A 17,927-nucleotide genomic window follows, 5' to 3' on the forward strand; every position below is an offset into this window, starting at 1 on the left:
TATTAACCTAAAATCTGAGCAGCGTGTTCCTTTACTTTTATTTCTTTAGGGTTAAGGATGCGCTCAATAATACCTTCTTCGTTGATGATGAAGGTGGTGCGGAAAGTTCCCATATAGGTGCGTCCACACATTTTTTTCTCACCATAAACGCCGAATGTTTCCACTAGCTTCAAATCCTTGTCGGCAATGATAGGGAAAGGAAGATTATTTTTTTCAATAAAGCGTTTGTGCGATTTCTCGTCTTGAATACTCGCCCCTATGACCACATAGCCTTGACGTTGTAATTCACTATAGTTGTCGCGCAAGTTACATGCTTGGCTTGTACAGCCAGGGGTAGAATCTTTTGGATAAAAGTATAGCACTATCTTCTTACCTTTATAGTCGCTTACCTTTATTTCTTTTCCATTCTGATCGGTTCCTAGAACCTCAGGTGCTTTGTCTCCAATGTTCATCATTTTTTTATTTATATATTTATCGTTTACGTTACAAAGATACAATTTATTACTATAAATGGCACATTCTACTTGTTATTTTAGCTAAAAAAAAGCCTTTAGGACTTTTCCTAGAGGCTTATAATATAGGGGTGTTTTTAGATTTTTTCTTTCAACTTTTGGAACCGTTTTTGGTTTACTTTCTTATAGTTATATCCAAAGATATGTTTTTCTATCTTGCGGAAATTATAGGTAATCACAAACTTGAAGCGATCTATAAACAGTGTTTTCCCTTCTGTGTAGATGCTGTGCGGCACATATACAAAATAGAAATCGACAATGGAATCGAAAGCAGAAAACTGGCGATTAGGTTTTTGAAAAAGCCATATTTCCGAGTAGAAGCGGTCGTTTGAGATAATATTTGGATCAAAGTTGGGCAGTGTTCTTACAAAATCGGTACGCGCCCACCAGAAACTTCCACTATACATCTTATAGTTTTTAGGAGGCCAGCGATAGCAGCCATAGGTATCGTAGCCGTTGGATAGCGTGTTTACTGCTACTTTCCATTTAGTAAATATGAAGTATTCTAAGAGTTCTCTCCAAGCCTCTATCTTGCGCTTGAAAGCAAGGAAGCGTTTATCTTTGCTAGTAAGTGATTGGTAGGTTATGCCTTTTGTGTGGAAGTAATATACCAAAGCATTCTCTTTTTCGCTTAATTGCTTGATAAATTCAAGGGCTGGATATTCGTAACATGTAGGGTCTTGATGTTGTGCGATAATCTCTACTTTATCACTTCCTATCATATCTTTTAAGTGTTCGATGCTAGCCTCATTGTTAGTTACACAACTAAGATAAAGCTTCTTTGTCGCATCAAGTAGTCCACTTTCTTTTAAAGTCGTAATTTGTGCTGCAACAACGGGTTCCCATCCAATATCCATCATAACGTGATATACACCATAAATGGGCATTTTTGTCTCTGGAAAATGTTCCCATTGGCTTAGGTCTCGTGTGGTATATGTATGAAAAAAGCTATTGTATATTCTTCTAAAAATACCCATTACATCGATTCTTTTAAATGTTTAATTAAGCGATCAAACATCTCTTCAAGGCTAAATGTAGCTTGCCAGCCCAAGTGTTCTATCTTCGTTGTTGATAGGCGAAGTTTTGTTGTTGGCGAAAAGCCTAGTCCCTCTTGTAGGTTAAAGATGAGTTTGCCTTGTGGATAGAAGCGATGGAGTACCATTTTTGCCATATCGCATATTGATATATAGCTCTTTTCGTTGGCTACGTTATATGCTTCTCCTGCTTCTCCACGTAGCATTATGTATAACATTGCTGATACAGCATCGGTTGTATAGCAATAACTTCGGCTTAATTCGCCCGTTGTGTTCAGTGTTATATCTTGCTGCTTAATCACCGCTTTGGCAAATTGGGCAAACACGCGGTTATCTTCTATTGCCACGCCAGCACCAAAGGTTTGTGCTAATCGTGCTACCTTTGCACTCACTCCATATTCCGAAGCATAGTTGTGGCAGAGAGCTTCAGCAGCTCTTTTTGCTAAAGGATAACTACTTCGTGTGGCCATTGGGTCAAGATAGCCTTGCTTTTCCTCTGTTAGGGCGTTGGAATCGTCGTAAATAGTGCCATAAACCTCCAGCGTAGAAGCTAAAACAAATGATGACAAATGGGTTTTTCGAGCATAATCGAGTAAGGAGTTAGTGCCAAAAAACACCGTATTCATCGTTTCAATAGGTTGTTCGACAAAAGCTTTTGAAGCAGTAGGAGCAGCAAAATGGATGAGGGAATCTATATGCTCGGGCGCATCAAAGGGAACATGTTGCGCAAAGTCGTAAGTGAGAATACCAAACGATTTCGTTTCTTCGCCAAACATCTGACGTGCTTTTTCCGCATTGCGCACTATGGCAATAACACGTAGTTTGAGTTGGTGTTTACGATTGAGCATAAGCAAACACCGCGTCATACACGAACCTAACAGACCTGTTGCACCAGTAATAGCTATTGTTTGGTTGCGAAGTTTGTCTTTGAGCGGAAAGTTATCCGCAAACTGTTTAATATCTTGAGTTAATACCGTATTCATCTTAAAATCCAAATATTTGCTGATCTTCTCGTACTGCGATCATAGCACGAAGCACAAAGAAGTCGGTAGGCGTTGTGATCTTAATATTTTCCATCGGTCCAATAATAGTCCCTAATATCTTTCCATAGTGGCTCATAATGGTACAAGAATCGATGAAATCGTGCTTTTCTTCAGCTCTAGCCTTGCGATGAACCTCCATTATATCGCCTAAAAGAAAACTTTGTGGAGCGCGTGCAATGAGCGAATTTTCGCGGGAAGGAATGCGCAAAGTTTTGTCTTCTTGTCGTACAATAAAGGTTTCTGTGGCAGGTACACAGGTGATACAACTACCACACTCTGCTACCTTATTGATATTATCGGTAATTGTTGTAGTGGTGATGAGAGGGCGAACACCATCGTGGATTAGCACTATAGACTTGTCGTCATGGGCATATTCTTCTGCAGCACAAAGACCATTATAGATAGAATCTTGTCCCGTTTTTCCTCCATGAACAATCTTTACCACTTTATTAATCTCGAATTTGCGGATCATTTTTTCCAAGAATGGTATCCAGTCCTCAATGCACGATACCACAATAGCATCTATCATTGGGTGATTATCGAAGAGTTCGAGGGTATAAATGATAATGGGTTTACCATTTAGTTCAAGGAATTGTTTTGGCTTTCCTTGTGTGTGCATGCGCTGACCAGATCCACCAGCGAAGATTACTGCTATATTCATAACTTGAAAACTAAGATGAATAATAAAAAAAATATCGATTTAATCGAGAAAAACTACATCTATTTTATGCCTGTCGCGTTTATCTTTTGGCGGTAGGTTCATATAGTTGCCATAGGCAATACGACATATTTCTTCAGGATTGGCAGGACCTTCAAAGATATGCCCTTCAAACATTATATCTTTATGTGGAAACATAATACGTTCTGGGTTTTGCTCGTAAAACCAAGCACCATAGGAGTGCATGTAGTTGGTTGGATCGCCAAACATTTTTCCAAAGTTACGAAATAGCGGGAAGATAATGTTGTGAAGTGTTTTATAGCCTAATTGTGCTAAGTGTGGGTGCTTACCAGCAAACTTTAAGTTGACATTCACCGACAACTTTGCAGCAAAGCGTTGTAGCCAAGGTATCATATATCCCTCGTAAGGAAAAATGTCAATGTGTAAGCCGCGAAATTTCTGTGCTTCGTGCATTCTACGATCCTCGCTCTCGCCTTCGTCGTGGCTTCGGTTTTCAGTTTTTAAGTCGCGTAAGCATGCCCATTCCTTATAAAAGCCTGCATCGGTGCTGTTATCTTGCAATATAAATTGTGGATGCGGGTGTGCTTTAAGGTAGTCGCAAAGGCGTTTGAAGTCCTTTTGGTGTACAACAAAGTCTATGTCGTCATCCCAAGGAATAAATCCTTGGTGGCGCAAAGCTCCTAACACATTGCCACCATCTAATCGGCATGGTATGCCTATCTCCTTTGCTGTTTGCTGGAGGTAGATAGCCATATCAAGTAAACGTAGCTGTGCGCGTCGTAAAACTGATCCGTCAGGATTGTATTCCTCACGCAAAGATGCTTGTGTTTCGCCTGTATTGAAAGTTGTTATCATCACTGTTTTTCCTTTGTTATTGCAAAAATAATATTAAATGGTGGATGAGCAAAGGAAAAGAGATTAATCTTTTAAGGGGTATTTTAATAATAGTTCTTATTAGGTCTGTTTTCATTTGGCTTTTCTTTCGTTTTATCGTACTTTTGTAAACTTACGCAAAGGCAAATATAAAAGTTTGTGTTATAGTTATAATGGAGAAAGAAACACTAAAGGAAAAAACAGCAAAGGGCTTGTTTTGGGGAGCGCTTAATAATGGTACGATGCAGGTTCTGAATGCTGTTATTGGTATTTTCCTAGCTCGATTATTATCACCTGCCGATTATGGATTGGTGGGTATGCTTGCTGTTTTCACTGCTGTGGCAGGTGCTTTGCAAGAAAGTGGTTTCACATCTGCTTTGGCTAATATGGAGAATCCCTCGGATAAAGATTACAATGCAGTGTTTTGGTTTAGCACTTTAGTGAGTTGCTGTTCATACGCTTTGCTCTTCTTTGCAGCCCCTTTGATAGCCAACTTCTTCCATCATCCTGAACTTATCCTTTTATCTCGCTTCCTCTTTGCTTCTTTGCTTTTCTCTGCATTGGGTACTGCTCCTACAGCCTATTTATTTAAAAATATGATAGTGAGGGAAACTACTATTTTGCGTATTCTTTCACTTTTTGTTTCAGGTATTGTGGGAATAATACTTGCTTTTCAGGGATATGCTTATTGGAGTTTGGCATGGCAACAATTCTTGTTCATTGCTTTGATGAGTATTGGTAGGTTTTTTATCATACCATGGCGCCCAACCCTGAAGATAGATTTTGATCCTATTAAGCAGATGTTTTCCTTTAGTTATAAGATTTTGCTTACAACGGTGGTCAACGCTTTAAGCCAAAATCTCCTAACATTTATCTTTGGGCGTTGCTATTCGGCAAAGTCGGTGGGCAACTTTTCACAAGCTTTTAAGTGGGATACGATGGCAAGTACCTTTGTGTCTGGTACTATTGCAATGGTGGCTCAACCTATATTGGTGGAAGTAAACAAAGATAAAGATCGTCAGCTTCAGGTCTTTCGCAAGATGCTTCGCTTCACAGCCTTTTTAGCTTTTCCCGCAATGTTTGGATTGGCAATGATAGCTAATGAGTTTATTATGCTTTTAATTTCAGCCAAATGGGTAGATAGTATTCCTTTGTTGCGTATCCTTTGTGTGAGTGGTGCCTTCTTGCCTTTCTATACAATGTATCAGAATTTGATAGTGAGTAGAGGGAAGTCGGCTATCTATATGTGGTGTACAATTGCGCTAATCCTTGTTCAACTAGCAACAGTCTTGGCTTGTTTCCGCTATGGTATTGTGATAATGGTGAGCATATACACCTTTGCAACGGTGTTATGGCTCTTTGTTTGGCAATATTTTGCCCATAAAGAAATAGGCATTCGCCTTCTTGATGTTATGAAAGATATTATGCCTTATTTCTTGATTTCGCTAGGAATTATGATCTTTACTTATTTTGTAACTAGCTTTATTACCAACCTTGTCATATTATTAGTGGCACGCATTCTTATGGCAGGTGTACTTTATTTTGTGATAATGAAGCTTTTAGGATCACAGATACTTAACGAATGTATGGCTTATTTTTTACGTAAGAGAGCATCGTGATACATGTATAGTTGCATAAAAGGATAGAGAATAGCACGTATCTGTTTAGTAATTCCTCCATTAGAAGTATGGAATAGTTGTTTAGCATGCTTCATAAACAAGTATTGAAGGTGTATTAAACTTATTATATCACTTTTACATTCTAGTAGCATCATGCGTTTTGCATCGATGAAATCTTGTGTTTTTATGTCTTTAAAGTAGTTTAGTAAGGCTAATTTTCCTTCATAAATAGGGATTGCCACTTCACGTGTTTCATGATAATGCTTTAAGCCCCATACTAGTTCTGTAAGCGCATTACGCCATGAAGGCAAGCTCTTACTATAATCAGTATAGGTGCTAGCTTCGGCATGACGGCGGAAGTTGACCAGTATTTTATCAATAAATACGATACTATTGTGCGCACTAGCTGTGATAGATAGGGCTGCATCGTATAACGAAATACGATAAAAAGGGTGATGAAGTGGTGGAAGCATTGCAAGAAGCTCACGCTTAAAAAGCAAGGTATGTCCCGGCAAACATAGAAAGAGCATACGAAAGATGCTTACGTTTCTAGGGCGATTATCGAAATGAGCAAAGGATCCATCGGTAGAAAATGGTCGGCTATGTCCACTACATAGCAACTTGTTTCCTATAGCTTCCATTTGTGAGGCTATCTTATCTTTCTCCCAAATATCATCTTGATCGGCAATGGCAATGTATTCCCCTGTGGCACGTTGCATAGCTGAAAGGAAATTAGCGTTTACCCCATGTGCACCCATGTTATGAAAAGTGCGCATCTGAGGGAATATGTTGTCATATTCTTTTAGTATGTCCCATGTTTCATCAGTCGATCCATCGTCTTGCACAATGACTTCATACAAAGGGTAAGTTTGTGCAAAAATAGAATCAAGCTGTTCTCGCAAATACTTAGCTCCGTTATAGGTGCAGATAACAATAGATACGGTTGCTGACATAGGAAAGAAGGGTTATAAGAAGTGAGAAACAAAGAGCGTGGTGTTATACACGAGTAGGTAAGCTGTCAGACCTGCTACAAGGATCGTTACTCTCTTGCGTGTTTTACCCCTAAGCGTACAAAGCAAATAACCTATAGCAATAGGGATAGCATAAGCCCAATGGGCTGTCATAATATAAACTTCATTGAGTCCGAAGCCTAATCCGAGATGAAGCACCATATCCAGTGCAAAGAACGATAGTACAAGCCATAAAAAACGTTTGCGTCTGCCAGCCCAAATACCTGCAACGAAGAGTAAGAAAAGAACTCCCTCTACAATATAATTATAGGTAGCAGAGTATTGAACAATAATAGGACGACTACGCAATACATCTTGTAAAGTGTTCTTTTGATGAAGTTGTAATCCTTCGCCAAAAAGGTTTTCTACGATAGAAGGAATACGTGGCGTTGATATATCACTCCAGCTAAGGAAAAACTTTTTTGTAATAGGCTTGCCTGCATGTGCAAAGACTGGTTTTTTATTCTTCTTAGCTATTTGTGCTTTACGATGGTCAATCCATATCTTTTGAAATACTTTTGATTGCTCTGCGGTATCCCTTATTTGTGTAGTATCGCGGAAAATGGCAAGCATCTGTGCCCTTTCTTTTGCACGGAATTTTCGTTCTTTCTGTCTTCTTTCTTTCCTTTGTGGCTCGCGAAAGGTGTTATCTTCCCATTTCCCGAAGTATAACATTAATGCTCCTGGCAGGAGAATAGCTAAGATTAGATTAGCTGGTCGGAAGAAACGCTTTCTATTGCACATAAAGTTTGCCATAAAAATCTTCAATCCGTTATTAAGCGTAGTTCCTGCAGTAATGATAAAAAGCAAAATAGTAGTACGTTTACTAAATTGTGTTTTTGTTTCTATCTTTAACCCACTAATGTATAAAGTGAGTAGTAACAAGAAAGCAGAGATGATGAAATGATCGGGCGAAATAGAGGCTAAAAGTACGTAGGCAAAAGCATAGAACATAGTAGCAAGTATTACCGCCTCCCCTTGCGATAGCTTTATCACTTCTCGCCCTATACGTATAAGGAAGATGAAACCAAACACCGAACAGAAAAGCAGAACGATAGCAATGAGTGGATGCATACAGTTGACACCCGTGAGGAGCATCAATCCCTTATTGACAAGATAGAGCGGATAATAGAATGGTGCAAGTAAGGGGTGGCGCACAATATCGTAAGACAAACGCCAATCGGAAACTACAACACATGTTAGCGGATCAAAGCCCGAAATGCCAAAAGTATCTAATATTATCTTATTATACTCTTTTCTTATCTGTGAAAATACATTATAGTATTTAGCAATCACCATTATTTGCAAGGTGAGTTGCCATAGGAAGAAGAGTAATACAGGAAACTTTTCTTCTCTACGAATGGTGAATATTTCTTTTAGTTTCATAATAGTAGATATTGAGCAATGTTTCCACCATTATATATCGCTAGATATACGGTAAAAAGTATTAGTAGAAAATTTAAAAAGTAAGCATACTTTGTGGAAAGTTTACGTAATAAAAATCCAATAGCAATAGGAATGATGAAAGCCCAACCTGCAGTCATAATATACACTTCATTGATACCGAAGCCTAGAATAAGATGAAGTGTAACATCGCAAGCTAACCAAGCCAAGAGCATTTGGAAGAATTTCTCACGTCGTGCCACAAAGATACCTGCTATAAAGAGCAATACTATGGTGGCTTCAATGACATATTTATACCAATGGGTATAAGCAACGAAGATGGGACGATCCCACGAAACATCTTTCAGCAAGTAGTGTTTATGTAAGATAATCGACTCGCCAAAAACATTTTCTACCAATGTTTTTATACGAGGAGTCGATATATCCATCATTTTTGTGATAGGACCATCACCGGCAGGCTTACCCGTATGTTCTTTCATCCATTTATTTCGAGCATTGAAATGAGCCGTTGTCTTAGCCGCATCTTTCTTCATTTTCTTATCTACGATACCTTTTATCACTTCCTTTTGTGGCACTTCAAGGGTATAATATTGGTATTGACGAATACCGATGAGGGATAAAAAAGGTAAGATAATACCGATGAAAAGGAACTTTTTGCTAAAAAATCCTTTCCAACCATTGGTGAACAGTCCTGCCAACATCGTCTTAGCAGCATTAGATGTTGCCATACCTGTGGTGAAGAATAATAGTACGAACGATTGCCACGCCTTTAGATGTACCCCCTTCTTCATCTTGATACCTACAATATAGAGTGTCATTGCAAGGAACATCATTGAGATAATGAAATGGTCGGGTACCATTGTTGGTAATAAAATATGGGCAAACGAAAAGAGGAATAAGGTAAGAAGGGTAGCTTGACTTTGCTTTAATTCCATCACTTCTCGGAATACTCTATACATAAAAATAGCAGCATAAAGGGCAGAGAAAATAAGAATTACAGCCATAAAATATACCGCAAAGTTGTATCCTAAATTATCAATTAGCCACGAGTTGATAAGAAAGAGTGGCATTAAGAAGGTGAGATAAAGTGGATGTCGGATCGTTTCAAAGTGGATACGCATCCCCGAAATAGTAATCCACGACCAGTTGTCATAACCTGACATACGGAAGTTTTTAGTGAATAATGACCAAAAACCACCATGTGCTCCCATTGTATAGACACCATAATGGCTATAAATGAGCATCGCATTGAAGCTCACAAATACCAATAATAGGGCGAAAGCTAACCAACGCTCTTCTTTTTTTATCTTAAAAATTCCTAGTGCAGACATTATTAATATGTAATATAGTCTGCAAAGTTACAAAATAAGTTGGTAAATACTATTTCCTTTTGAGGAAGAAACGCACCAACAGGAAGTTGATGGGGAAGCAGATTAATATGGTGGGTATCAAAGCGATTTGCTTTGTAACACCAAAATAAATGAAAAGATGAACGAAGATTATCTGAAGTGTTATGTTAACCCCATGCGACAAGAGAAAGCCCGCCCCTTTCTTAGAAGATGATTTTACCTTGAAGGTAAACTTAGTGGAAGCATAATAGTTAAAACACAAACTAATGCCATAACTTACGGCTACACACACCGATTCAGAACTAACTTTTATGATAAGAAGGCGGTAAACGATGAGTTGTATCAGTGCAGCACAGCATCCTACAATGCCAAAACGCATCACTTCCAACAACTTTTCTCGCTTACTCTCCTCTAAACGGTTTAAAATATCCTTTATCTGCATATTCTAATAATTCTTTATCGCCTTTGGAATCACCAAAGGCAATAAGTTCATATTCATTTCTGTTAGGGAAAATCTCTTTCAAGCGGTTTACTTTCTCCTTACCATAGCAGTTGCGCGAAATAAACTTTCCTGTTATCTTTCCCTCTTTACTTTCAATGTTAGTACCCAATACTTGTATTTTTTCTCCGAATTCATCGAAGAAAGGGCGTACCCATTTGTCAATACTAGCCGTTATCACTAGTACTTTATTCTCCGCTTGTAAAGCTCGGCGTATCTCCTCAAAAGCTTGTGGCCGAATGATCGTTGCACGTTCTTTCGCAAACCGTTCGCATAGCGTTTCAAAGACTTCTGTATTTGTTCCCTTAAAGAAGTGAGCAAAGAGTTGCTGCTTTGCTTTCCAATTGGGATAAAGCTTTAGCTTCATCATTGCAAGAATAGGAGCATAAAGCATAAAGCCTGCAAAGGTGCCTATATCTCCTTTTGCAAAACGAATAAACTCAATAAACGTATCCTTTGTGGTAATTGTACCATCAAAGTCGAAGGCATATACTTTCATTACAAGAAATAAATAATAAAGAGGAAAGATAAACCAAAGAGCAAAACAATAATCTGCATAAACCTATCCTTTAGCATCACCTTTGTAGGATCACCACTCTTTTGATCGACAACAGCAAGCTGAATATAGCGAAGGATACCCACAAGTACAAATATACTCGTAAGATAAAGATATTGTGTGTGGAAGTGGGCTATCGTTTCTTCGCTCACAGTGTACATAATATAGCATACTAGCGTGATACTTGAAGTAATCGTGATTGCCTGATTGATAAACTCTAAATTGTATCTTATGGTATTTTGGCGTGTTGGTCTGCCCGTTTCCATCATTCGAACGACGTCATCTCTGCGTTTAGCAAAGGCAAGGAAGAGCATTAAAAGAAAAGTCATGAGTACGATCCACTTGCTCAGTACGATATTAGTAGCCCAACCTCCAGCCAGCACTCTTAGCACAAATCCGAAGGCAACGATACATACATCAATAATGGCATATTGCTTAAACTTGAGACAATATCCAATGTTTAGTAGCCAATAAAAGCCGATGACACCGTAGGTTTTTGCATGTCCTGAAGGTAGAAATAGGAGGGTTAGCATTGACAAAGCCAACATAGTGATGATTAATACATATCCTTGAGCAATGCTTACAGCCCCCGAAGCCAATGGACGTTTGCATTTTACGGGATGCCGACGATCTTCTTCCACATCTATAATATCATTTAAACAATATATAGATGAGGCGGCAAATGAAAACGAAAAGAAAGCAATGAAGCCTGAAATAAGTACGCTTATATTAAACAACTGCCCAGAAAAGAAAATGGGTAGCATAACGATAAGGTTTTTTACCCACTGATGTGGGCGAATAAGTGCTAATATATTTTTCATTTGATGAGCCTTTCTAAAGGAGTTATCACTATTTTTTCAACGACGAAATGGAGCGTCCATGCAAGGGGAATGGTAATGACTATTGTGGCAAAGAAGGTGTTCCAATAAGTCCAATCGAAGGTTTCTAAATAGCGAAGTACGAAATGATCGTGTATTAAATAAGCCTCTAAACTTACCATACCAATAAATTTAACCGATTTATTAAACCATTTTGGGGTGCGTCTGAACACGCGGTTAAGCATCAAAACACTCGTTACTGTAAGCGGAATATACAGCATACGTTCTAGGAAAATAGGAAATTGTCCGTGTTTCACTTGCTCTAGGAAGATGCTAGAAGCCAATGCCATAAAAAACATTAATAAGATCATCCAGATGGCAGCCCCATCCATTCTGTCCTTGCGTTTGATAGCTGCCCCCATGTTAATACCGATGAAATAGATGGGTACACGACTCCAAAATATCTCCAAATGTCCAACAGCTTCATGGATAGGAGTAACGTATTGCACCAAAATACACCACATCAGCATCACAATAGGCGACCATCTATAAATGGGGTGCTTAATGATTACTTTTAGATAAAGTGGTGTTACAAGGTATAGCATCATTGTTGCAGGAATATACCAAAAGGTAAGTTCGTCGTTCAACCAAAAGTCCCAGTTGATAGAAATATCTCCGATTAAATCGATGATATTTGTACTATGTCCTCTATGATGTACCCAATTAGGGCAAGTAAAATCAGGGATATAGTATAAGCAAGCCATAATGAGCCACGTAGGATAAACACGGAGCCAACGACGAAGATAAAAATCTTTGGTGTCGGGGTGCTTTGACCATGAAAACCATAAGCCCATACCACTCAAGAAAAGGAAAATGTCTACGCCAATATTACCCATTCTTCGTAATCCGAAGAACATATCATCGCGTGGCAAACCTACATGGAAGAGAATGACGAAGAGCATTGCTGCTCCCATCAACTCGCCACGATAACGGCTAATATTTTCTAGTTCTATGTCCTTAATCTTCATAGTTTATTTGAGTTTAGGGCTAGGTATTCGCTTCATTAACTCTTTAAATAGCCATGCCAAGCAAATGGAACTTATGATGTAAAGTAGCAATCCTGTCCAGTGATCACCACCTCTTGAAATGGGAATGAATATCTTTCTTGTGATAGGATGGCATACAAATAGTGCAGAAGAGATGCCTCCTACCCATGCCATTAAGTGGAATAATGATCCCCACACTTGCACCAACTTGATAAAACTTATTGCTGCTGTACAAATAAAAATAGGAATAAGATACCATGTAAGGTAAGTAAAGTTGAAAGCATAAATTGCTACGAGCGATACACAGAAGATAAGTATATGCCCTATCTTAGCCACTTGAGGCATAAACTTAGCATACAATAAGCCGAAGCCAAAAGGAAGAACTCCACCTATAAAGTTGTATCTCCAGCGGTTTAGCTCATCGCTCTCTGGGCTACATTCCACTTGAATAATGGCGCACAACAAGATTAGTCCTACTGTATATCCCCAATGACGACGATACAATAAGAGGCGATATACAATATAAATCTGTATCATCAAACCGAAATACCAATAAGGACCAGGCCAAATAACATCATCGGGGTGGGGTAATAGGTTATTGAATAAGCCTAGTTGGGCAATAATATCTAATGACGCATAATGATGTTGCCCGGGGGTGATGGCATCTATCATCGTGAAAGCCACAAAACCTACAATCATCATTCTAAATAGTTTTAGCCAATGGTATTTGACGAAAGCCATAACTGAAGGCTTTTTTGTACCGATGAAATCGCCCTTTTCATACTTCATATACAAGCCGTAAGCAGAGAGGAAAAGGAATATAGGTACTCCATAATGTCCAAAGAAAGAAATGATATGGAAGAGGGATAGCGTATTAAAATCCCTTTCCATTTCATGGTTTAGCCATGCAAAGTTATGCCAAAAGTATTGGTATTCGTTCTCCTGCACCACGTGTCTGAGCCAGTGGCAATAGTTGTGCAAGAAGATACCGATAATGGCTATTCCGCGCAGTGCGTTACATTCTGTTCGTGAGAGCAATTCTCTTTTCATCTTATCTTATTTCTTTTTCTTTCGTAAAGGTACTTGAAGTTCCTTCTTCGACCGATCCAACTTATCGTAATCGGTTGTTCCTTTCAATATACGAGGGCGGTTTTCTCGATAGTTTTTGCTCAAGATGTTGTGTTCGTCCCTATAATCTTTAGTGTGGATACCACCAAGGTATAGCAACAAATGAGGCAGCGCATCAATCATAAACTTCTTATCCTTTGCCGCTACTATTTGCTGAAATACCTCTGGATGTTTAGCCTTGTAGCTTGGTGAGGTGTAAATCCAGAACGGTATCTCAAACTCATAGCGAGCTAAGTTATAGTCGATGTTCGATGAATGGTTACGGCAAATAAAGCCTCGACGTCCTTCGTAACATTCTTCCCCATGGTCGGGCGTGTAGATAACTATGGCTTCTTTATCCTTAAACCGCTCTATTATTTGATCTACGATAGAGTCGTTATAAAGCACAGCATTATCATAGTCGGCGAGGGTTTGGCGGCGTTTTTCTCCCAAGTCGTGGCGAATAGTCTTGTAGTCCTCTGCCTTAAAATGCTTCGCACGTGCGGGCGTACGCTGACCATAGTTGACATGTTGCCCCATGAGATGGAATAAAATGAGATTGTGTTCAGTGTTATTTTGTGCTTGATGGTTGTCGTAATCGTTCAACAAACCAGCGTCATACTTATAAAGTGTACTGTTTCGGCTATCGAACATCGCCTTAGAAAGTTCGGGGTGGTTTAGGAAAAATCCCCCACTAAAGTCGTAAACAGCCTGCTTAGCACGTGGTAAAAACTGGTTAGTAATAAACGTTACGTGATAGCCAGCTTTGCGGAAAACCTCTGGAAAGAGCGGGTAGTCGCACCAATCTTTTGTGTCGCCTATTACTTGTAGGGAGAAGATATTCTTAAAAACAAAGCTTGTCAGGTTGTACGGCGATACCACATCCCTGAAAGGCACTAATAGTCCTTGTCGTTCTAAAGCCTCTTGGCGTGGTGTGGTAGGCATAAAATAACCATACTGATGTGAGTGGTGTTTGCCGTAGCTTTCACCAATAATGAGTACGATATTAGGGGTGGTATATGTACAGCTATCCACTTGCACCTTGTCTTTTGTAGCGATGAGTTGGTCGATTTGGTGTGATGCCAATTCATTTGAGAATATCGCAAAAGCCAAACGGTAAGGAGGTAGATAAAACTGTGCTTCGGTTCCGGGCTGGCGTTGGTATAAACTTAGCTCTCGTTCTACAGCCCCTATGGTGCGGAGGGAAAACATACGGCGCATCATCTCCTTGTTATGAGCCGATGAAATGGCAGAAATTATAAGAAAAATGAGAACCAATATTCCGCCTATACTTTTGATAAGTAATGGCTTTTTATAAAAGTTTGGCAATTTCTCTTTTATCCTTGTTATGCAGCTAACGTGTCTTGCTAGAAGCGGAAAACGGCTCACTAGGATATGAATGAGCAAGAGTAGCAGTACTAAGCCAACATTAGAAAAGAATATATCTTTCGAGAAATAACTTGTAAAAAACTCGCTAGCCTCTCTGCCATTGGTCTCGCCCACCAATAGAAGCATTGAAGGGTTGATAGTTGTTTGAAACTTTTCCCAGCAGAAAACATCTACCAAGCTAATACCGTATAGCATAAAATACAATATAGCGCGTATCCATCGGCGCACATGCTTTGGGAAAATCATAAGGAAAAGGCAAACTATATATAAGTCGAGAAATAGTTCTGCCCATAGGTTTGCATATACTGTGGCTTTTGGCTGATGGGGTATTTCTATATAAGCCACTAAGATGCCCAGCAAATACATGAAAATAAAGAAAGCGTTATTAGCCCTGATAGGAGCTAATAGTTTGTGGGATATAAGGGCTATCTTTGCGAAAATTTTCATAGATGTAATATTCTCTGCCATTTAATTAATGTGCAAAGTTACCCTTATTTTGTTATAAGTGGGGACAGAATGCGAGAATTAACATTTCACGAAAGAGAAAAACAAGAAGATGTTTAGGTCTTAATTCTTACGAAGGGTTTGTTGTGAAAAAACGTAACATTAAAAGATGAAGGGTGTTTTAATAAATGTCTTTGTAAGTGGTTGGTTATCAGTAGCTCTGTAAAACATCATCTTTTACCTTGCAAAACATGACCTTTTACTCGGTAAAAGATGACCTTTTACCGAGTAAAAGGTCATCTTTTGCGTTTAAAACGATAATCTTTTTAAAAGTGTTATGATAAATATTTACAAATTACTTGTAATATAGCTCTATTTTGCGCACAATGTTTTCAGGTACAAGGTCATTAATAGGCTTTTCTAGTTGCACCCTTTCGCGTATCATAGTGCTACTAATGTTTAGAAGAGGAGCATGTAAACAACGAACGTTTTTAGGGAGAGAAGTCTCATCGAAAGTGTCATCTTTGCGAGGATAAACGCAGATTTGATAGTTGGCAAGAATGTCTTCGGCATGATTCCAACGATCGAATGCTTGCCAGTTGTCGCCCCCTATGAGTAGGGTAAAGTTATGCAGAGGATAAGATATGGCAAGCTGTTGAAGCGTGTTCCATGTATAAGAGGGCTTGGGTAATGAAAATTCATAATTGGAAGCCACAAGGTGAGGATAATTAATAAGTGCTTCTTTTGCTAGCTCAAAGCGTTTAGCATCCTCTAAAAGTTGCTGGTTGATCTTAAAAGGATTTTGTGGAGCAACCATTAGCCATACCTCGTCTAAGAGAGCTTCCTTTAAGAAAGTCTCTGCAAGCGCTATGTGTCCGTTATGAATAGGATTGAAAGATCCTCCGAAAATGCCTATTTCCATCGATGAAACCGTAGTTTTTCTGTTTTTTTTTGCTTCCCTCCTTTTGTAGAAGAAATACAAATATTGTCTCTGTAGAAAGTTATAGTTTGCTCATAAAGAATTATCGTACTAAAAACTCAGAAACTATTTTTAAAGCCTCTGCCTTTGCCGTCTCAAGGTTGTCATTGACAATAATAACATCGAATTTATCGGCAAAAGACAACTCATGTGCTGCCTTAGCAATGCGTGTTTCGATAGCTTCAGGCGTGTCGGTGTTTCTATTGATAAGACGTTTGCGCAGCTCTTCGATAGAAGGAGGCTGAATGAATACGCTTAAAGCGCGCTCCTTGTAATATTCTTTTATGTTACAGCCACCCTTTACATCTACATCGAATACCACGTTTTGTCCTGATTCCGACTGGCTCTCCACTTGCTGTTTCAGAGTGCCATAAAAGCGGTCTTTATATACCTCCTCATACTCTAAAAACTCGTTATTGGCAATCTTTCCTTTGAAAGCCTCTGGAGAAAGGAAGATATATTCCACACCATCACGCTCCGTACCACGTGGTTGGCGAGTAGTGCAACTGATAGAAAAAGCCAATTGAAGCTCTGGGTGTTCTTGCATTAACCATTGTACAATGGTACTCTTACCCGAGCCTGATGGGGCTGAAAAAATAATTAGTTTACCTTGCATATCGTAAAAATAAAAAGCCCCTATTAGCTTTATCTCTGCGATAGGGCTAATAGGGGCATAATGATTAGAGTGCGTTGAGCACTTGTTCCTTTATCTGTTCTAGTTCGTCTTTCATCTTCACAACGATGTTTTGCATCTCTGCTTGGTTGCTCTTTGAGCCCGTTGTGTTGATTTCTCTACCCATTTCTTGTGCGATGAAACCGAGCTTTTTGCCTAGTCCATGACCATTTTCCTCCATAGTTTCACGGAAGTAACGTAGGTGGTTGGTTAAGCGTTGTTTCTCCTCACTAATATCAAGCTTTTCGATGTAGTAGATGAGTTCCTGCTCCAAACGGTTTTTATCATATTCCACATCAGGAATTTGCTTCAAACCTTCAATGATGCGCTCGCGGATCTTTGGTACACGGCTCTGCTCATAAGGCTCAATACTCTTCATATAAGCCTCAATGTTATCAAGCTTCTCATTAAACTTCTTTTGAAGCGCTTTACCCTCTTGCTTGCGGAACTCTGTAAAGTGGTCTATGGCTTGATGAATGCCGTTGAGTACTACTTCCCATTCCTCTTCTTCAAGAATTTCTGTTTCAGCCTTTGCTGTTACATCAGGTAAGCGGAGCAAGGTGTTAAACCAATCGGTAGGTTCTGGAATACCAACGGTTTTTGAAATATCCTTAATCTGCTTATAATAGCTTTCCACTAAAGCTGTATTTATGGAGCTTGCATCTATACTTTCGTCCTTTTCTACCCATAGAGAGAAGTCTACTTTGCCGCGCTCTAGTTGTTGAGCGAGGAGTCGACGAATGTCCATTTCTTTCTCTCTGTATAGAGGGGCGATGCGCGCCGAGAGGTCAAGCGATTTGCTATTAAGCGATTTGATCTCAACGTTAATTTTCTTTTCCTTGTAAGTTACGACTGCTTTGCCATAACCTGTCATTGATAATATCATGAGCTTT

18 protein-coding genes are annotated in these 17,927 nt (G+C 39.2%); 1 reads left to right on the forward strand and 17 read right to left on the reverse strand.

The window, feature by feature from the left end; all coding sequences use genetic code 11:
- Positions 1 to 2: 2 nt before the first annotated feature.
- From bcp to PREBIDRAFT_RS06660, 5 genes are all read right to left on the reverse strand, one after another.
- On the reverse strand, positions 3 to 452 hold the full coding sequence (gene bcp, locus PREBIDRAFT_RS06640; protein WP_004339534.1) for a thioredoxin-dependent thiol peroxidase: 450 nt from the start codon (positions 450 to 452) through the stop codon (positions 3 to 5).
- Between the two features lie 137 nt (positions 453 to 589).
- Complete coding sequence (locus PREBIDRAFT_RS06645) at positions 590 to 1,489, reverse strand: hypothetical protein (RefSeq protein WP_004335907.1); 900 nt, start codon at positions 1,487 to 1,489, stop codon at positions 590 to 592.
- Positions 1,489 to 2,529 (reverse strand): NAD-dependent epimerase/dehydratase family protein, encoded by a 1,041-nt coding sequence (locus PREBIDRAFT_RS06650; protein WP_004339537.1) that lies wholly within the window; start codon positions 2,527 to 2,529, stop codon positions 1,489 to 1,491. Before PREBIDRAFT_RS06650 ends, PREBIDRAFT_RS06645 begins: the two co-directional genes overlap by 1 nt.
- Position 2,530: 1 nt before the next feature.
- Positions 2,531 to 3,250 carry an IspD/TarI family cytidylyltransferase gene (locus PREBIDRAFT_RS06655; protein WP_004335905.1) on the reverse strand — a complete coding sequence of 240 codons (720 nt, stop codon included), beginning with the start codon at positions 3,248 to 3,250 and terminating at the stop codon, positions 2,531 to 2,533.
- Between the two features lie 39 nt (positions 3,251 to 3,289).
- The gene (locus tag PREBIDRAFT_RS06660) at positions 3,290 to 4,123 is read right to left on the reverse strand and encodes a LicD family protein (protein ID WP_004335904.1); all 834 of its coding nucleotides are present in this window, start codon (positions 4,121 to 4,123) and stop codon (positions 3,290 to 3,292) included.
- A 191-nt stretch (positions 4,124 to 4,314) separates the two neighbouring features.
- On the opposite strand from PREBIDRAFT_RS06660, the gene PREBIDRAFT_RS06665 reads away from it, so the two are divergent.
- Positions 4,315 to 5,760, forward strand: a complete 1,446-nt coding sequence (locus tag PREBIDRAFT_RS06665; RefSeq protein WP_004335903.1) for a lipopolysaccharide biosynthesis protein — start codon at positions 4,315 to 4,317, stop codon at positions 5,758 to 5,760.
- Here the strand turns inward: PREBIDRAFT_RS06665 and PREBIDRAFT_RS06670 are convergent.
- The 12 genes from PREBIDRAFT_RS06670 to PREBIDRAFT_RS06725 form a co-directional block, all read right to left on the reverse strand.
- Complete coding sequence (locus PREBIDRAFT_RS06670; RefSeq protein ID WP_004335902.1) at positions 5,733 to 6,713, reverse strand: glycosyltransferase; 981 nt, start codon at positions 6,711 to 6,713, stop codon at positions 5,733 to 5,735. The genes PREBIDRAFT_RS06665 and PREBIDRAFT_RS06670 overlap by 28 nt on opposite strands.
- Before the next feature lie 12 nt (positions 6,714 to 6,725).
- Entirely contained in the window at positions 6,726 to 8,156 is a 1,431-nt protein-coding gene (locus PREBIDRAFT_RS06675; RefSeq protein WP_004335901.1) for a DUF6080 domain-containing protein, read from the reverse strand.
- Positions 8,153 to 9,505, reverse strand: a complete 1,353-nt coding sequence (locus PREBIDRAFT_RS06680) for a DUF6080 domain-containing protein (protein ID WP_004335900.1) — start codon at positions 9,503 to 9,505, stop codon at positions 8,153 to 8,155. Before PREBIDRAFT_RS06680 ends, PREBIDRAFT_RS06675 begins: the two co-directional genes overlap by 4 nt.
- 49 nt (positions 9,506 to 9,554) lie before the next feature.
- The gene (locus PREBIDRAFT_RS06685) at positions 9,555 to 9,965 is read right to left on the reverse strand and encodes a GtrA family protein (protein ID WP_004335899.1); all 411 of its coding nucleotides are present in this window, start codon (positions 9,963 to 9,965) and stop codon (positions 9,555 to 9,557) included.
- The gene (locus PREBIDRAFT_RS06690) at positions 9,925 to 10,521 is read right to left on the reverse strand and encodes an HAD family hydrolase (RefSeq protein WP_004335898.1); all 597 of its coding nucleotides are present in this window, start codon (positions 10,519 to 10,521) and stop codon (positions 9,925 to 9,927) included. Before PREBIDRAFT_RS06690 ends, PREBIDRAFT_RS06685 begins: the two co-directional genes overlap by 41 nt.
- Entirely contained in the window at positions 10,521 to 11,399 is an 879-nt protein-coding gene (locus PREBIDRAFT_RS06695) for a decaprenyl-phosphate phosphoribosyltransferase (RefSeq protein WP_004335897.1), read from the reverse strand. Before PREBIDRAFT_RS06695 ends, PREBIDRAFT_RS06690 begins: the two co-directional genes overlap by 1 nt.
- A complete protein-coding gene (locus PREBIDRAFT_RS06700) occupies positions 11,396 to 12,424 on the reverse strand; it encodes an acyltransferase family protein (RefSeq protein WP_004335896.1) in 1,029 nt (342 codons plus the stop codon). Before PREBIDRAFT_RS06700 ends, PREBIDRAFT_RS06695 begins: the two co-directional genes overlap by 4 nt.
- Positions 12,425 to 12,427: 3 nt before the next feature.
- Positions 12,428 to 13,492, reverse strand: coding sequence for an acyltransferase family protein (locus tag PREBIDRAFT_RS06705; protein ID WP_004335895.1), 1,065 nt, complete (start codon positions 13,490 to 13,492; stop codon positions 12,428 to 12,430).
- Between the two features lie 6 nt (positions 13,493 to 13,498).
- Entirely contained in the window at positions 13,499 to 15,406 is a 1,908-nt protein-coding gene (locus tag PREBIDRAFT_RS06710; RefSeq protein ID WP_004335894.1) for a phosphoethanolamine transferase, read from the reverse strand.
- Positions 15,407 to 15,737: 331 nt separating this feature from the next.
- Positions 15,738 to 16,304, reverse strand: coding sequence for a nicotinate (nicotinamide) nucleotide adenylyltransferase (gene nadD / locus PREBIDRAFT_RS06715; protein ID WP_004335893.1), 567 nt, complete (start codon positions 16,302 to 16,304; stop codon positions 15,738 to 15,740).
- A 100-nt stretch (positions 16,305 to 16,404) separates the two neighbouring features.
- Positions 16,405 to 16,977 carry a guanylate kinase gene (gene gmk, locus PREBIDRAFT_RS06720; protein WP_004335892.1) on the reverse strand — a complete coding sequence of 191 codons (573 nt, stop codon included), beginning with the start codon at positions 16,975 to 16,977 and terminating at the stop codon, positions 16,405 to 16,407.
- A gap of 64 nt (positions 16,978 to 17,041) precedes the next feature.
- Entirely contained in the window at positions 17,042 to 17,920 is an 879-nt protein-coding gene (locus PREBIDRAFT_RS06725) for a YicC/YloC family endoribonuclease (RefSeq protein WP_004339545.1), read from the reverse strand.
- Positions 17,921 to 17,927 lie beyond the last annotated feature (7 nt).

It is taken from the genome of Prevotella bivia DSM 20514, assembly GCF_000262545.1.
In the GTDB taxonomy this organism is placed as follows: Bacteria; Bacteroidota; Bacteroidia; order Bacteroidales; family Bacteroidaceae; genus Prevotella; species Prevotella bivia.

Excerpts from the sequence above, each read along its gene's own strand:
- bcp (WP_004339534.1), bottom strand. The coding sequence starts at position 452 with ATGAACATTGGAGACAAAGCACCTGAGGTTCTAGGAACCGATCAGAAT.
- PREBIDRAFT_RS06645 (WP_004335907.1), bottom strand. The coding sequence starts at position 1,489 with ATGGGTATTTTTAGAAGAATATACAATAGCTTTTTTCATACATATACC.
- PREBIDRAFT_RS06650 (WP_004339537.1), bottom strand. The coding sequence starts at position 2,529 with ATGAATACGGTATTAACTCAAGATATTAAACAGTTTGCGGATAACTTT.
- PREBIDRAFT_RS06655 (WP_004335905.1), bottom strand. The coding sequence starts at position 3,250 with ATGAATATAGCAGTAATCTTCGCTGGTGGATCTGGTCAGCGCATGCAC.
- PREBIDRAFT_RS06660 (WP_004335904.1), bottom strand. The coding sequence starts at position 4,123 with ATGATAACAACTTTCAATACAGGCGAAACACAAGCATCTTTGCGTGAG.
- PREBIDRAFT_RS06665 (WP_004335903.1), top strand. The coding sequence starts at position 4,315 with ATGGAGAAAGAAACACTAAAGGAAAAAACAGCAAAGGGCTTGTTTTGG.
- PREBIDRAFT_RS06670 (WP_004335902.1), bottom strand. The coding sequence starts at position 6,713 with ATGTCAGCAACCGTATCTATTGTTATCTGCACCTATAACGGAGCTAAG.
- PREBIDRAFT_RS06675 (WP_004335901.1), bottom strand. The coding sequence starts at position 8,156 with ATGAAACTAAAAGAAATATTCACCATTCGTAGAGAAGAAAAGTTTCCT.
- PREBIDRAFT_RS06680 (WP_004335900.1), bottom strand. The coding sequence starts at position 9,505 with ATGTCTGCACTAGGAATTTTTAAGATAAAAAAAGAAGAGCGTTGGTTA.
- PREBIDRAFT_RS06685 (WP_004335899.1), bottom strand. The coding sequence starts at position 9,965 with ATGCAGATAAAGGATATTTTAAACCGTTTAGAGGAGAGTAAGCGAGAA.
- PREBIDRAFT_RS06690 (WP_004335898.1), bottom strand. The coding sequence starts at position 10,521 with ATGAAAGTATATGCCTTCGACTTTGATGGTACAATTACCACAAAGGAT.
- PREBIDRAFT_RS06695 (WP_004335897.1), bottom strand. The coding sequence starts at position 11,399 with ATGAAAAATATATTAGCACTTATTCGCCCACATCAGTGGGTAAAAAAC.
- PREBIDRAFT_RS06700 (WP_004335896.1), bottom strand. The coding sequence starts at position 12,424 with ATGAAGATTAAGGACATAGAACTAGAAAATATTAGCCGTTATCGTGGC.
- PREBIDRAFT_RS06705 (WP_004335895.1), bottom strand. The coding sequence starts at position 13,492 with ATGAAAAGAGAATTGCTCTCACGAACAGAATGTAACGCACTGCGCGGA.
- PREBIDRAFT_RS06710 (WP_004335894.1), bottom strand. The coding sequence starts at position 15,406 with ATGGCAGAGAATATTACATCTATGAAAATTTTCGCAAAGATAGCCCTT.
- nadD (WP_004335893.1), bottom strand. The coding sequence starts at position 16,304 with ATGGAAATAGGCATTTTCGGAGGATCTTTCAATCCTATTCATAACGGA.
- gmk (WP_004335892.1), bottom strand. The coding sequence starts at position 16,977 with ATGCAAGGTAAACTAATTATTTTTTCAGCCCCATCAGGCTCGGGTAAG.
- PREBIDRAFT_RS06725 (WP_004339545.1), bottom strand. The coding sequence starts at position 17,920 with ATGATATTATCAATGACAGGTTATGGCAAAGCAGTCGTAACTTACAAG.